This is a genomic window from Rossellomorea oryzaecorticis (assembly GCF_045897515.1).
Lineage (GTDB): Bacteria > Bacillota > Bacilli > Bacillales > Bacillaceae_B > Rossellomorea > Rossellomorea enclensis.
On sequence record NZ_JBJOSA010000001.1, the window covers coordinates 211,117 to 226,788 of the forward strand.

The following is a 15,672-nucleotide window of genomic DNA, read 5'->3' on the forward strand; positions in this document are numbered from 1 at the left end:
GGTGCTTTTCTTTTTTCAAACCTCTGCTTTTAGCCCTTTAAACAATGATAAAACTTTTTTTCAAAAAAAGTGATCCAACCCTAAACTTCTCTCGTTAGCTCTATGAAAATAACAAAACAAAAGGAGAGATTACCCTATGAAATTCAAAAAAAGTTATTTGGCAGTACCACTGAGCATGTCATTGTTGATCCCGGCGGCAGGAACAGTATCTGCACACAATGGTGAAGATCACTCACCGATGGCAGTTACACCTGCTTCAGATTTAAGAACGACACTGCAGCATTACTTGAGTGAGCACGCATACCTGGCAGTAGAAGCCATGAGAAGGGGCGCTGAAGGCTCCGAAGACTTTGACGCGGCGGCAAATGCCTTGAATGCCAACACGGAAGATTTAACGGCTGCCATCACTTCCGTGTACGGTGAAGAAGCCGGGAATCAGTTCAATGAAATGTGGTCCAACCACATCGGTTTCTTCGTCGATTATGTAAAAGCGACCGGCGCAAACGACCAGGCAGCAAAAGACGAAGCCCTGAAGAAGCTGGATAGTTATCGCGCTGATTTCTCTAAATTCCTTGAAACAGCCACCGGCGAACGCCTGGAATCAGACGGCCTGGCAGAAGGTCTGCAGATGCACGTGAATCAGCTGATCGGGGCGTTTGACAGTTATGTGGCAGGAGATTATGAAAAAGCTTACGAATACGAGCGCGAAGCCATCAATCATATGCATATGGTCGCAAAAGGGTTATCCAGTGCCATCACCGATCAATACCCTGATAAATTCGAGAACATGATGGCCGTAACACCGGCAGCCGATTTAAGGGCAACACTTAACCACTTGCTGACAGAACATGCCGCTCTTGCCACAATGGCGATGCAAAACGGAATCGACGGTTCAGAGGACTTCGAAGCTTCCGTCAATGCACTGAATGCCAATACTGAAGACTTATCCGCAGCGATTGCTTCTGTATATGGTGAAGAAGCTGGAAATCAGTTCAAGGAAATGTGGTCCAACCATATTGGATTCTTTGTTGATTATGTAAAAGCAACGGGTGCTGAAGATGAAGCAGCGAAAAAAGAAGCCCTTCAGAAACTTGATAATTACCGCGCAGACTTCTCCCAATTCCTTGAAACGGCGACTGACGGACGTTTGAAATCAGATGCATTGGCTGAAGGTCTGCAGATGCACGTGGATCAGTTAATCGGTGCATTCGACAGCTACGCTGCAGGAGAATATGAAAAATCTTTCGAGGATATCCGCATGGCTTATGAGCATATGCTGAATCCTGCAAAGGGACTTTCTTCCGCGATTGTCGATCAATATCCTGACAAATTCGCCCAGGACATGCCTTCCCAGATGCCGAATACCGGAATGGGCGGTACGGCTGATGCAGAAGAAATCCCGCTTGAATACCTGCTTGCTGCACTGATGGCGATCGCAGGCGGATCTGTACTTGCACTGAAGAAATTCGCAGCAAATAAATAATCCGTGATTGAATATCCCAGCGGCACAATAACAAAATCATAACAAAGCAAAAGGGACAGCCCCCTGCAAGGTCTGTCCCTCTTTTGTGAAGATGAAAGGAGTGGCTTCACATGTTTTATACTATGAGGACTGCCTTCCTTGTGCTTGTACTAATGACTATTTCTGCTTGCAGTTCAGAAATGGGCGCGACCTCAAACGTGGAACCGGCTGAAAAACCCGCCATGCAGATGGAAACAACACAGCAGACCATGGCCAGTACAACCACCACCTCTTCCCCTTACGCCGAATCGATCATCAAGGACGAAAGAACGGGAATTATTCCCTCCTCTCTTGAAATACCGGCAATCGGCCTGAAAGCCGATATTGAATCCGTCGGTCTGAAGGAAAATGGGGAGATGGCTGTCACCGAAAGTTTCGATACGACAGGGTGGTTTGACAAGGGCTACAAACCGGGTGAACCCGGCAATGCCGTCATCGGCGGCCATGTCGACAGCAGGAACGGCCCCGCCGTTTTTTATGAATTGGATAAGCTTACAGAAGGCGATGAGGTCAAAGTCACAAGCAAGTCTGGTGACACAAGGACCTTTGTCGTCACTGGTAAAAAAGAATATCCGTGGGATGACGCCCCGCTGAAAACCATTTTCGGATATACGCACAGAAGCTCATTGAACCTGATCACCTGCACCGGCGACTTCGACCGTTCAGCAAGGAACTACAGTAAGCGGCTGGTCATCTATACAGAATTGAAAACGTGAAACCCGCCCCCTCCCGGCCGGGTTTTTTTATTGGACATTACCAGCAGAGACTGCCGATTTGCTCTTTCAATAGATGTCCGTATAATTAATTTTAGATAAAGAAATTTTACAGCCCCTTTTTTAGGGTATAGGTAACTATCAACATATTTGTTTTATGGAGGCTGCTGTTATGACAACGTATGATGTGAATGTCAACGGATCGATATTTGACTGGAATCTGGAGAATGGAGACTTCCATTTTGAGAATGATGAAGTCGTTATGTTCTGGGTGAATACAGCTTTTAAAACGCTGTTTGATTCGATTGAAGAAATCGCAGGGGAAAAGGAATCAGAACTCGTCCTTGAAACAGCCGGATACAGAACTGGAAAGATTGTGAGTCAATTTTATATGGACACGATCGGAAATACGGATGAAATCTTGACAAAGCTTCCCAATACATATGTGACAGCCGGATGGGGAATCACTGATGTCGTCTACTACTCTATTAAAGAAAGGAAAGCCGTGATCACCGTCAAAAATGGCTGGGAGCACAAAGTCAAACTTGCCCAGAAAAAGACCGGTGAGGGGAAATTCCTCCCCGGACACTGGGCGGGGGTATTTTCCGGATTATTCAATGCAAATGTATGGTACAGAGTTGAAAAAAGCCAGATAGGGGGCGACGAATACAGTCAGTATGAGTTTTTCCCTTCTGATATCACACCGACCCTGAATGTTCAAAGTTTATTCGATGAACAGACAAGAAAGGTTCGCGCGGAATTGGAGCAGCTTACGGAACAGCGGACCCAGGTGCTGTCCGATATCATCAAAGAAATTTCCTCTCCGATCATCCCGGTGATGGACTCGATCCTGGTCGTCCCGTTAGTCGGGCCATATGATGAATTGAGAGCAGAGGAACTGTTGAACCGGACTTTGCTGAATCTCCCTCATTATAATGCACACTTTTTAGTGCTCGACCTGACCAGCCTGTCGGGGTTCGACGACTACACGCTTGACTTCATCCGTAAGTTTGTTGGATCTGCCAGCCTGCTGGGAACCAAATGTCTCCTCGTTGGAATATCGGCTGAACTCAGTATGAAGATCGTTCAGTCCGGACATACAGTGGCAAGCATCCCTTGTTTCACCATCTTACAGCAGGGAATCAAGTACGCACTGGAGCAGCAGGGCCTGGAAATCACACAAAAAAAATCGTAGACAAGAAAAGCCGGGCTCACTTTGACCCGGCTTTTTTGCTGATTTTATAAAAGGATGGAATCGTGCTTCCCCTCTAAATCCCCGGGGCCAATTTAATGTTACCTTTTCACGTACACCACCACGTACCCGCCTTTCTCTTCCTCCATCGAAATACCGCGCCATCCTTCACCAAGTAATGCCTGCTGCCCTGCTGTATCCTCCATGGGTACTCTCTCAAGCTCGCAAATTTCCCCTCTTGTACCCCTGCCGTCCAACCGCTTGATGAAAATATAGCGCAGCTGGCCGGCATACTTAATCTTAAGGGCAGCGATTTCCATCCCCTGTCTGAATTTATCTTTCATACTGGGAATGTTGAATGGAGCGACCGTGCAGGCAGCATAAGCAAAGCCCCGTTGCAGATTCCCCAGCTCTTCCATGATCAAGTGGGCAAGGGTCTGCTGCAACCGGTTCCCCCTGTACTCAGGGTGCACAGTTGAGATTTCCTGATAAATCACATTCTCCAGTTCTTCTTCGGGCAGTCCCGCATCCAGTCCAAGATGTTCTTCATCGATCGGCGGGATCAATAACGCGCGGAATGCGATCAATCCATACTCTGTAAAAGCACCGATCATCAGGCCGTTCCCATCCAAAATATATTCCAGCTCTTCGTACGTGAGCGGCTGTAAAGTCGATTTCTTCCGCAGCTCAGACACTACCAGTTCCTGCAGTTCCTGAAGCTGATCAATATCCTCTTTATTCAGCAGCCGAACAGTATAGGATTCTTTGTTCTTCTCAAGAAAACCTTGAAATAGATACTCCATGTATTCATGCTCCTTACTCTATGAAACTTTTAAACCCGGTCAATTCTTCAAGGATCCCTTTGTCCACTTCCACGCCGAGACCAGCCTTTTCCGTCAGACGGATGTAAGGGACATCATATTTCAGATCGCCGACATCCTTTGAGAATTTAATCGGTCCCGTCAATTCTACACTAGTGATGACCTTTTTTGAAAAGGCAACATGATAACCTGCAGCCGACGCGATCGATGACTCGACCATCGAGCCGACCTGGCATTCCATCCCTGCCATTTCCGCCATATGTGCGAGCTTGACTGCAGGATAGATGCCCCCGCTTTTCATTAGCTTGATATTCACTTTATCCGCAGCCTGTTTTGCAATGATTTCACGCATTTCACGTATGCCTTTAAGGCCTTCATCGATCATGAGCGGAATATCCGTCATCGATTTGATCCGGACCATCCCATCCACATCGTCCGCAGAAACGGGCTGCTCCAGCCAGTCGATGTTCAATTCCTTAAGGTGGTGCAGGGCCCTCAACGTTTGGCTGCTGTTCTTCCACCCCTGGTTCACGTCCACCCTTATCGGAACTTCCATACCGATCCGCTCACGCACTTTTTTGATTCGTTCGATATCCATTCCGATTTCAGTCCCGACTTTCATCTTAAATGACTGAAATCCTTCCCCGATCATCCTGGCCGCTTCTTCTGCCATCCGGTCAGGTTCTGTTATGCTCAGGACATGGGTCAGCTGGAATTCTTCATGATACCGTCCTCCGAGCAGCTGATAGACGGGCTGCTTCACTTTTTTCCCAAGAACATCATAACAGGCGATATCAACCGCTGCCTTTGCTGCCGGGCATTGATAAACGGTCAGGTCCATCATCTCATGAATCTTTTCAATGTTAAAAGGACTCATATCGATCAGCTTAGGGGCCAGAGTATGCTTCAATAGCTGATATGTGCTTTCCCACGTTTCCCCCGTTACATGCTCGTCCGCTACCGCTTCCCCGTATCCGATGATGCCTTCATCCGTTTCCATCTCAAGGATGATGGAAGGCATATCATCATATGTATGATAGCTGATGATGAATGGCTGTTTCAGTGGCAGCCGGATGGCGTAAAGATTAATTTTTTTAATGATCATCCTAAAACACTCCTTTGTATCTGACAAATGTCTTGTAAGATTGATATAATGTCGTTATATAGTCGTTAATATGGAAAGGAGATCCTCATGAATACGAAAATCGCCTTGATCGGCTCCAGGGATTTCACTGAACACGTCCAGGCTTCCATCGCCCCCCGCCTGAACGGAATCGACCTGATCCCCTACATATACTCCGAGCCGCAGGAAGCAGAGAAGCTGATTTCAACAATCGTGCCTTGTGATGCCGTTTTATTTTCCGGGGCACTGCCATATTTTTTTACAAAAGAAGCATGCAAAGAGTTAACGGTCCCCGTCCTGTATCTTGAACAGGATGAGACGGCTCTCATCACATCGCTGTTCCATATCCTTCAGCATCATGAAATCAAACCTGAACACGTATCCATCGATTTGATGGACACTGCCTTTGTCGATCACATCATGACAGACCTGCACCTTCAGAACCCTCCCCAATACGTGATGGATTATAAAAGCAGCCTTCCTCACAACTTCAGCATCAACGAGTATGCCACCTTTCACCAGCGTTTATTCCAAGAGGGAAAAACCAGATTTGCCTTAACGAGCATCCACAGTGTTTATGACAGACTCGTCCAACTGAATATCCCATGCATGAGGATGATCGATCCTGCTAAATCATTGATGCGGACAATCAATGAAGCCCGTTCTCAAGCCCTTCTTTCTAAAAGAAAAGCATCCACGATTGCCGCGGTGCGTCTTATTGTTCAGGAAAAAAACAGCGGTCTTCAAAAACTCGTTCATCTGATGGAAGGCACCCTTCAAAAAAAGGACGGTGATTCCGCCTATACCGTCTTCAGCAACAGGGGAAGCATTGAAAACCTCCTGGAAACTGCCGAATTCCATTCCTTCTTCCAGGTTAATCAGCCCGTCCTGGCCGGTTTTGGGTATGGACACACGGCTGCTCAGGCTGAGGAGAATGCAGAGACCGCCCTTTCATTTGCATCGAAGTATGATACTGAGAGCTGTGCTTTTATCGTGAATGAGGACAAAGAACTTTCAGGTCCTTATCCTGATAAAAACAAGAAACAGCAGCTGAAATATAATCATCCAGACATGCTGTCACTTGCCAAGCAATTAAAATTGAGTCCTGCAAACCTCTCTAAGATCATGCAATTCTATAAGCATCGTACATTCCGGGATTTTACCGCCGCTGAACTCTCCGATTATATGCAAATCTCCAGGCGGTCTGCGGAACGGATCTTAAAGAAGCTGGTCGACAACGGATCTGCCAGAATCACAGGAGAGGAAATGACCTATGCTCAGGGGCGGCCCCGTGCTGTATATGAGCTGTCCTTTCCCATGTACTGACGGAATCAGGAGGATAACGTGGTCTCTTCCTCTTCCGCTGCTGCTTTCATCTCGGTTTCACTCAGCTTCTCAATCGTGAAGCCCGTGAATGCGTAGATGATGGAGATGACCGGCACAATGAAATTCAACACGGCATAAGGGGCATAATCAAAGGCATGGACCCCGAGTGTCCCTAAAATGAACACACCGCATGTATTCCAGGGAATGAAGACTGACGTCAGTGTCCCGCCGTCTTCCAGGGCGCGGGACAGATTCTTTGAATGCAGCCCCTTTTCCTTATACGCATTCGCATACATCCTCGAAGGCACCACCACCGAAATATACTGTTCCGAGCAGGAAGCATTCGTGGCAAAGCAGGAAACGACCGTCGAAGCAACCAGTCCTTTGGCCGTCTTCGTCACTTTCAGGATCTGATTGACGATGGCACGCAGCATGCCGGTATGTTCCAGTATCCCTCCGAACGTCATCGCCACGATCGTCATCGATACCGTATACATCATCGAATCAAGTCCGCCGCGTGAAAATAAATCATCCACCATTGTATTACCCGTCTCGATTACATATCCGCTTTGGAGGGCGGAGACAGCCTCTGCGAACGAATCATGCTGAATGAATACCTGGGCGCAGAATCCAAGAATGATACCCACGATCAACGCCGGAATGGCCGGAACCTTCTTGGCAACGAGCACGATGACGAGAAGCGGCACAATCAGCAGAAAAGGCGAAACGACGAAACTGTCCTGCAGGACGCCGATCGTTTTTTCAATATCGGCCGTGTCGACCCCGTTCTTTCCGAAGTTCCTTCCCAGATATGCATAGACACCGAGGGCAATCACAAAGCCCGGTATCGTTGTGTAAAGCATATGTCTGATATGTACAAAAAGATCTGTATTGGTGAGTCCCGAAGCCAGGTTGGTCGTATCAGAGAGCGGTGACATTTTATCCCCGAAATAAGCACCCGAGATAATCGCACCGGCAATCATCGGTGCCGGGATCCCCATACTCATCCCGATTCCCATCCCCGCAACACCGATTGTCCCCATCGTAGACCAGGAACTTCCGATCGCAAGGGATACGACAGCACAAATCACTGCGATCGACAGGAGAAAAAGAGACGGAGTGATCATTTTCAGGCCGTAGTAAATCATCGTTGCGACAATTCCTCCGCCTATCCAGGCCCCTATGGTGAGTCCCACCAGCATGATGATGACGACTGCCGGAAGTGCCAGGCGGATCCCCTTATACATCGATTCCTCGATATCCTTCCACTTGAAGCCTGCAAACCAGGCTACGAGCGCAGCCGTAGTCGTCCCGATGATCAGCGGGATATGAGGCCCCTGTTCCAGCACGACAATCGTGATGGCCATCACCGTGATCATCACAAGCAGCGGTATGACCGCGAGCCAGAATGGCATTTCTTTTTTCATGAAAATTCCCCCTTGAAATCCTTAGTTGTTTTTTGACTATTTTAAATTGTCGTTAAATAGTCGCTATATAAGTATGATAAGGGGACTCCAAGAATCAGTCAATCAGATTATGGTACCGTTTACACGAAAACCTTATGCTTTTTTCAGCGCCTCTGCGACTATTTTGGCTGCCCGGTCAAGGACAGAGACATTGAACGTCATATCCGGGTGATGCAGTCCAGGCATCAAATCCGCTCCAACCCCAATCATGGCTGCCTTCACTTCCGGGTGCCTGATCGTGTAAAAATGAAAATCATCACTTCCGGAAGTGATGACCGCCGGAGCCAATGCTTCTTCTCCTGCTATCGCTGTGATCGCTTCCTTCGCAATCATTTCAGCTTCCTCCGACACCTCCGCCCCCGGCGTATAATCCGTCCATTCATACTGAATGCGCACTCCATGAAGCTGTTCAATTCCCTTCACCCCATCTTCCAGCCGACGCTGTATGTCTTCAAGCACCTCATTTTTTTGAGCGCGGACATCGACTGCAAACCTGGCACTGCCAGGGATGATATTCAGGTTCTCCCCTCCCGCTTCAATCTTCGTCAGTTTTGCGGAATAAGCTTCAAACGGGGACAGATAGACTGTTTTTAAAAAGGAATGGATTCCCATAAGAGCATCGATTGCATTTTTCCCCTGGTGCGGCCTTGCCCCATGCGCATCCACCCCTGTGATCTTCCCTTCCATAAAAATGCCGGCTCCATGATGGATCGAAGGGCAGAAATACCCGTGGCCCAATTCTTCCTGAGGCCGCAAATGAACGCCGAACAAATAATCAACATCTTCAAGGGCACCCTTTTCGACCATGGTGAGCGATCCATTTCCCTTTTCCTCAGCCGGCTGAAAAATGAACCGGATCCGCTTATCTTTCGGAGGATCTTCAAGGGTATAGAGCAGCGCACCTAGCACCATGGATATATTCGCGTCGTGGCCGCAGGAGTGATTCGCCTTCATCTCACCGTCCACTTCCTGCCAAAGCGCATCGATATCCGCCCGTACAGCCGTCACTTTCCCTCCTTCTCCAATCTCCGCGATCAGCCCGGTCACATTCGTGAACCTCCTGTATTTCACATTCAGGCCATCGAGAATTTCTGCAATCTTATCCGTCGTCTCATATTCCTTCCAGCTCACTTCAGGATGAGTGTGAAAATGGTTGAACCATTCCAGGATTTGTTTTTCATTTTTCATATACACATTCTCCTTCTTCCCTTTTTCTCTATGTATTCTAAAGAGTGACATGAAAATCCTCCTTACAAAAAAGCACACCCCTCAAGGCATGCTTTCATCAATCAAATGATATTCGGGTATCAGGTCAGACAGGGGTACAATCGACGCTTTCTTTTCATAAAGCGGTATGAATTCCTTCAGCATCACAGCAACCTTCAACCCGGTCACCCGACATGGCCAATCGCAATCGTGCTCTCCCCTTCATCCAGTTCATGGGATAGGTGTTTCGCCTGCTTCCCGATATGCTGAAGTGTATAGACATCATCGAAGAACATCTTATTCTCAAGATAAGGGACTTCCAGTTCACGGGCAAGCTTCGGAATGACGCTCTTTCCCGTCGTTTTACTGTCCAGATAGAAGAGCCCCCTCTCCTTGCATACCTCGAGCACGATCCGCATCACTCGCTCATCGGCTGTTGCCTTCGAGCCCATATGATGATTGACGCCGACCGCATATGGTACATCGTCGATCGCTTTTTCCACTCTGCTCCTGATCTCTTTATTTGATAATGAGGTGAGGATGGCTCCCGGGCCAAGCCAGCTTGCTTTGCCGGATACCGGCTCCATCGGGAGGTGAACGATCACCTCATGCCCCAATCTGCGGGCATTCTCCGCATCCGCTTTCGTTGACGGCAAAAACGGCATGATCGCGAGTGTCAGCGTCACAGGCAGATGGAGGATTTCCTCGGTCCCTTTCATATCATTTCCCAAGTCGTCGATTACAATGGCCAGTTCCTTTTGATGGGCCGGCAGCGGCAGGATATTCCTCGCACCCACTGTACCCTGGATCATCAGCACTGCTGTCAAAAAAACGAACAAGCTTCGCATCATTCATCACTCCTTTCCCATTAATGTGTCCAATAAGAAAGAAGTTTAAGAAGACATTTTTTGAGAAAAATCAGCACGGCTGCCTGATCTGCCGCCTTCACGGATAAATCCATCAAAATTGACCCATCCTAGAAAGAAAAAGGAGTGTTGAAATCATGACCGAACAGCAAATGGAAGATTTATTTCACTTTTACGGCCACGAAGATCTATATAAGCGCTTCAAAACGCCCCTTTACGTGACAGGTCTGCTCGATGACAGTGAAGCCGAGCACCTGGAGGATTTCTTTGACCATTTCACACTCGAGCGGTCCATCCTGTTTGATGAATTCCGCTTTTGGTTCCGTTATTTCGAGGTGTCGAAGAGAGGGATGGATGGAACGTCCCCCTATTGTCCATAAGCTGGAGATTTCACCGGGAAAGCCGAGCTTCGCACCTTCAAATCACAGAGGTGCTCCGGCCGGGACAGCGATCCTGTCTCTCCATAACGCAAAAAACTGTTTCCTGAAGTTCACATTCAAGAAACAGCTTTCCATCAATAAGGCTTGTCCTGGTAAAAATAGTTCGTGGATTTCCACGTATTGTCGTACGCTTTATGAAAAATATGGGTGGCAGCAGGCGATACCGGCGGAATCAGCCATGCCCAGTCCCCGATGACTTCCCGGCCAGCCGATTTCTCGTTTTCTTCAAACAGCCTGAACTGCTGGGCAGCGGTGTGATGATCGACGATGCTCACTCCGTCTTCCTTGAAAGAATGAAGCACAGCGATATTCAGTTCGACCAGCGCTTTATCTTTCCATAGTGTGATGGCCCTTGTTGTATCGAGCCCCATGCAGCTTGCCACTTTCGGGAGAAGATTGTAGCGCTCCACATCCGCCAGATTCCTTGCACCGATTTCGGTTTCCATATACCATCCGTTGAATGGAGCCGCTTTATAGGAAATACCGCCGACCTTCAATTCCATATCGGATATGACCGGCACCCCATACCATTTGAGGCCGAGGTCTGTGAACCATTCATATTCCGGGTGCCTCAGATCGACTTCAAGAACGAGATCTTTTCTGATGGGCCTCCACTGAGGAGAATCCTCCCCGATCTTCACCACGAAAGGAAGGAGGTCAAAGTCAGTCTTCTCCCCTTCCCAGCCAAGGGCTTCGCATTTTTCCGTAAAATCGATCGAATGCGGATCCCCCATAACACCACCGCCGACTTTATAACCGGCATATCTCAGCAGTTGATGATTCCATATCCGGATGTCCGGTTCCCCGGGCTGTGATGGCCTGAAAACCGTAATGGCGGGGCGGATCCGTCCTTCATTCGAAGCATATGCCAAGTGGCGCTCGAGTGCGTCCAGCACTTCGTCCCCCGTCGATGCATCCCTTTCATCAAACACATTCAGTGAATTCCAGAACAGACGCCCGATACAGCGGTTGCTGTTCCGCCACGCAAGCTTTGCACCAAATACAAGCTCTTCCTTTGTATGGGTATAAGTGCCGGTTTCAGCTATCTCCTCTTGGATTTCCCGCAACCGCATCCCGGCACCCGTTTTATCATTTTCTATATAAAATTGCTCGATGAAAGCTTTCGCCTCAGAAACTAATTCTTTCAATCCTACCGCTTCCTTATAACCATGTTGTCAACCAAAGTATATCACGCCGGGATTTCACTGAGACGGGTACATTTGAACAAAAATTGAACAGCGGCACATCGGGACATGCTCAGGAATCCCGTCCCTTTAGAGACATATTCCGAGTTAGTTCAACGGCTTTTCATAACAGCGGTATTCCTGGTGGCCTTCAGGCTTTGATGTAAAATAGACCGATCCTCTGTATGTGTATCCCATTTTCTCATAAAGGGAATTGGCCCCTTCGTTTCTGGCGTACGCATCGAGGCGGATGCTCCGGTATCCATTCCCCGCTGCAAATTCCTCGCACTTCTCCAGGAAACGGCTTCCGAGTCCCCGGCCCTGTTTGGCGGGATCAAGGAACAAAGCATGGACGACCAGCTCCCCTCCATACTCCCAAGGGATCTTGTCCCATTCCGGGGACTGCCAGGTATTCAACGTGACGGCACCAGAAAGCCCCCCATCCGAATACAGGCAATAAAGGTCCCCATATCCGATCTGCTCTTCAAAATATTCCCTGCCAGGATAGTTATCATCCCACTGAAGCAGTCCGCTCTCATCAAGATCCTTCTTACTCCTGGAGTACACTTCCGTAATATCATCCAATTGTTCAGCGGATGCTTTCTTCAATTCTAACGTCATGTCTTTTATCATGGTCATTCCTCATATTCACTAAATTTTTCTTATCGTTTATTGTTTGATGAAAAGGGTGGAGTTATTCTGAAAACAGGAGCTCTGAAGGCCGTCAGGAATTGCTGCCCGTTTTCTGCTCAAGCAGCGGTTCATACATCATCAGTGCATGATTTTCCGTTATGAATTCATCATCGATCTGTGCTCCAGTCCTGTTGAACACCTTCCGGAATATCTGATTATGCCTGAGGTATCCGCCCCAGTATTCATGGGAAATGCGATGTTCCTTTTCATACACTTCATATCGGGTGAGCGCCGGTGCGGCCGCCCGCCATTCCCCCACCAGAGCTTCATCCGTAAGGTAGACGTGAAGCTGGAAAGTCTCAGTTGTCGTGTTCTTTATTTTCAAGTCCAGATAATTGTAGGCGCATGTGGCCCCGCTCCCGAACGGAAGCCTTCGGTTGCTGTCGGGAAACACGTCATAGCTGTGACGGTGACGCTCTGTGACAGTCAGCGGCGTATGCAGCGTCATCCAGTAAATCAGGTTTGACAACTGACACAGCCCGCCTCCTAGGCCTGGTTTGAAAGATCCGTAATAGAGTACCATCCCTTCTACATATCCTTTCCGCTTCGTCGTATTCCCGAGCAGCTTCCAGTACGAAAATGTCTCTCCCGGCTTTATGATGATCTTATCGAGTTCCCGGACGGCAATGCGTAAATTTTTCACCTTATTTTCCTGGTACCACATGTCCACATCCTTCAGCTTCCTGTATAACGGCGTCCGGTGCGAATGAATCACATGCTGCTTTAATTCCGCTTCTTTCGTTTTAGCAAATGTTTCATGAGTCGTCAGCCACTCCAAATATCTCTTTGCACGGTAATAACCCGTACCCAGAAACACCCGGAATGCGGACCTTTTCTTAGGTTGAAACTCCAGTGATTTATACATTGAACCACCCTTTTCATCCATTTATTACCTTCATTATATAATAGACATAAAATTCCCACTATTTATTTTTACAAAGAGGCTCTTTTCACATGCTTTGTTGCTTTCCACAAAAGAAAATACCGGAATTTTGGTATCTTCTGATGTCCGTTCACCTGAGGTTTAAACTTGAATTCAAAAAGAGCACGTCCACAAGCTATATAAAGGCTGAAAGTTTATTTACGAAAAGCAGCGACCTTTTAGAAAGCAGCCTGCACAAAAAAAGACAGCCCTCCCTCTTTGGGAGCAGCTGTCATAAAACTACAAACATTCTTCCAGAAGATCGTACTTTTCGTCTCTCTGCTTTTCCAGACTCTCTTTCTCGCTGTACAGCTCCTGCAGGGCATCCAGTTCCGTCAAAGAGAGAAGCTTATCTTCGATCTCCCCGATTTTCCCTTCCAATTCTTCAAGGTCCTTTTCTACCTCTTCAATGGAGATTGAGGGTTTTGGACGCTCTTCCTTTTCGCGCATCGGCGCCGGCTTCTTTTTCGGGGCCTCCACTTCTGTACTTACATGAGGTGCCAGTTCCGCGAGCTTTTCCTTCGCCCAGCTGTACGGCCCTTCAAATGAGTAGAGTTTCCTGTCATGGATCCAATACGTTTTGTGGAACAACTTATTCAGAAAATAGCGGTCATGCGATACAGCAAGGATGGTGCCCTTGAAGTCTTCCAGTGCTTCTTCAAGAACTTCCCTGGAGTCGATATCCAGATGGTTCGTCGGTTCATCCAGGACCAGGAAGTTGATATCCTGATGCATCAGCTGGGCGAGCCGGAGGCGCATCTTTTCCCCTCCACTAAGCTGACCCACCTTCCTGAACACATTCGGCCCATAAAATAAGAACTTTGCGAGGATATGGCGGGCATCCCCCTCGGTCACAGCCACTTCATCCCGGAATGCATCGATCAGGCGGGCATCGGGATCAGCAACCGTAAAATGCTGGGACAGGTAGCCGAGCTTCACGTTGCTTCCGATCCTTACCTCGCCAGAATCACACGGTTCGTTACCCAGGAGCATGTTGATGATCGTCGACTTACCCGTTCCATTCTGACCGACGATCGCTGTCCGGTCTTTGAAATGGACAAGCAGATCCGCTTCCGTGAACAATGCTTTATCACCAAACGATTTAGACACATCATTCATGGAAAATACGACTTTTCCGCTTCTATCCGTTTCTTCAAACTCGAGTCCCATTTTCTTGCGCTCGAGGATCGGACGCTTGATTTTCTCCATCCGTTCGAGGGCCCTCTCCATGTTCCTGGCCCGCTTATGAAGCGCCTCATTCGGGGGGTTCGCCTGATTGGCCCATTCCTTCAGCCTCTTGATTGCTTCCTTCATCTTCTTAATCTTCTTCTGCTGCTCCTGATACGCCTGGAACTCAAGCAGCAGCCGTTCTTCCTTCTCCTTTACAAACCCTGAGTAGTTACTGTGATAAATCGTCACTTCCCCATCTTCTAGATCGAATACCTTGTTAATGACATGATCAAGGAAGTAGCGGTCATGCGAAATGCACAGCACGGTTCCTTCATACTCTTTTAAAAAGTCTTCAAGCCATTCAACCGCTCCGATATCGAGATGATTCGTCGGTTCATCAAGCAGCAGCAGATCCGGTTTCTGAAGCAGGATCAGCCCCAGACACAATTTCGTCTGCTCACCTCCGCTGCATTGATTGAAATCTTTCTCCAGCAGCGCATTGATCTCCAGGCCATTCGAGATTTTCGCGATATTCGCATCGATCTCATAGCCGCCGGACAGGGTGAATTCGTCCTGAAGCTTTCCGTACTCCTCCAACAAACGATTCAGTTTATCCGGGTCCCCTTCATTTCCCATCCTGCTCTCGAGCTCCTTCAACCGTTCACCCGTCCTAAGCAGGCTTGAGAACGCCGACTTTAATACATCCAATCCCTTCGTCCCTTCCGGAAACTGGGGAATCTGTGCAAGATAGCCGACCTTCGCGCCTTTTTTCAAATGAACCATTCCTGTATCAGGTGTCTCAGCACCGGACAGCAATTTAAAGATCGTCGTCTTCCCCGTTCCGTTCCTGCCGACCAGGCCGATTCGGGCACCTTCCGGGATTTCAAACGATAAATTTTCAAATATCAAGTTTCCGCCAAACATTTTACTTAATTCCTGCGCACTGCAAATAATCATTTTTCCTCTTCCTTTCAGTCTTTTATGTTATTGGTAAGAGGCTCTTGCATTTATAACTCTATTATGGAGAG

At 48.1% G+C, this 15,672-nt stretch carries 13 protein-coding genes and 1 pseudogene; 5 read left to right on the forward strand and 9 right to left on the reverse strand.

Annotated features, from left to right (window positions below; translation table 11 throughout):
• The first annotated feature begins 136 nt into the window (after positions 1-136).
• The 3 genes from ACKA06_RS01060 (at position 137) to ACKA06_RS01070 (ending at position 3,430) form a co-directional block, all read left to right on the forward strand.
• Positions 137-1,483 carry a copper amine oxidase gene (locus tag ACKA06_RS01060; RefSeq protein WP_411158858.1) on the forward strand — a complete coding sequence of 449 codons (1,347 nt, stop codon included), beginning with the start codon at positions 137-139 and terminating at the stop codon, positions 1,481-1,483.
• A gap of 110 nt (positions 1,484-1,593) precedes the next feature.
• A complete protein-coding gene (locus tag ACKA06_RS01065; protein ID WP_411158859.1) occupies positions 1,594-2,238 on the forward strand; it encodes a class F sortase in 645 nt (214 codons plus the stop codon).
• 169 nt (positions 2,239-2,407) lie between these two features.
• Positions 2,408-3,430 (forward strand): STAS domain-containing protein, encoded by a 1,023-nt coding sequence (locus ACKA06_RS01070; RefSeq protein WP_411158860.1) that lies wholly within the window; start codon positions 2,408-2,410, stop codon positions 3,428-3,430.
• 98 nt (positions 3,431-3,528) lie between these two features.
• On the opposite strand, the gene ACKA06_RS01075 is transcribed toward ACKA06_RS01070, so the two are convergent.
• Positions 3,529-4,230 (reverse strand): GNAT family N-acetyltransferase, encoded by a 702-nt coding sequence (locus ACKA06_RS01075; protein ID WP_411158861.1) that lies wholly within the window; start codon positions 4,228-4,230, stop codon positions 3,529-3,531.
• A gap of 13 nt (positions 4,231-4,243) precedes the next feature.
• Positions 4,244-5,353 carry a mandelate racemase/muconate lactonizing enzyme family protein gene (locus ACKA06_RS01080; protein ID WP_411158862.1) on the reverse strand — a complete coding sequence of 370 codons (1,110 nt, stop codon included), beginning with the start codon at positions 5,351-5,353 and terminating at the stop codon, positions 4,244-4,246.
• An 87-nt stretch (positions 5,354-5,440) separates the two neighbouring features.
• Between ACKA06_RS01080 and ACKA06_RS01085 the strand changes: the two genes are divergently transcribed.
• Positions 5,441-6,697: a transcriptional regulator gene (locus tag ACKA06_RS01085; RefSeq protein ID WP_411158863.1), complete on the forward strand. Its 1,257-nt coding sequence runs from the start codon at positions 5,441-5,443 to the stop codon at positions 6,695-6,697.
• A gap of 5 nt (positions 6,698-6,702) precedes the next feature.
• Here ACKA06_RS01085 and nhaC read toward each other — a convergent pair whose 3' ends face one another.
• From nhaC to ACKA06_RS01100, 3 genes and pseudogenes are all read right to left on the reverse strand, one after another.
• Positions 6,703-8,124, reverse strand: coding sequence for a Na+/H+ antiporter NhaC (gene nhaC / locus ACKA06_RS01090; protein WP_058298988.1), 1,422 nt, complete (start codon positions 8,122-8,124; stop codon positions 6,703-6,705).
• Between the two features lie 132 nt (positions 8,125-8,256).
• Positions 8,257-9,351: an amidohydrolase gene (locus ACKA06_RS01095; RefSeq protein ID WP_058299149.1), complete on the reverse strand. Its 1,095-nt coding sequence runs from the start codon at positions 9,349-9,351 to the stop codon at positions 8,257-8,259.
• An 81-nt stretch (positions 9,352-9,432) separates the two neighbouring features.
• Positions 9,433-10,181, reverse strand: a pseudogene (locus ACKA06_RS01100) (divergent polysaccharide deacetylase family protein).
• A gap of 191 nt (positions 10,182-10,372) precedes the next feature.
• Between ACKA06_RS01100 and ACKA06_RS01105 the strand changes: the two are divergent.
• Complete coding sequence (locus ACKA06_RS01105) at positions 10,373-10,615, forward strand: hypothetical protein (RefSeq protein ID WP_064563381.1); 243 nt, start codon at positions 10,373-10,375, stop codon at positions 10,613-10,615.
• 134 nt (positions 10,616-10,749) lie between these two features.
• Here ACKA06_RS01105 and ACKA06_RS01110 read toward each other — a convergent pair whose 3' ends face one another.
• The 4 genes from ACKA06_RS01110 to abc-f form a co-directional block, all read right to left on the reverse strand.
• A complete protein-coding gene (locus ACKA06_RS01110; RefSeq protein WP_411158864.1) occupies positions 10,750-11,823 on the reverse strand; it encodes a nitric oxide synthase oxygenase in 1,074 nt (357 codons plus the stop codon).
• 144 nt (positions 11,824-11,967) lie between these two features.
• Positions 11,968-12,492: a GNAT family N-acetyltransferase gene (locus ACKA06_RS01115; protein WP_052011238.1), complete on the reverse strand. Its 525-nt coding sequence runs from the start codon at positions 12,490-12,492 to the stop codon at positions 11,968-11,970.
• A 91-nt stretch (positions 12,493-12,583) separates the two neighbouring features.
• Positions 12,584-13,438, reverse strand: coding sequence for a VanW family protein (locus ACKA06_RS01120; RefSeq protein WP_411158865.1), 855 nt, complete (start codon positions 13,436-13,438; stop codon positions 12,584-12,586).
• 276 nt (positions 13,439-13,714) lie between these two features.
• Positions 13,715-15,601: a ribosomal protection-like ABC-F family protein gene (gene abc-f / locus ACKA06_RS01125; protein ID WP_411158866.1), complete on the reverse strand. Its 1,887-nt coding sequence runs from the start codon at positions 15,599-15,601 to the stop codon at positions 13,715-13,717.
• Positions 15,602-15,672 lie beyond the last annotated feature (71 nt).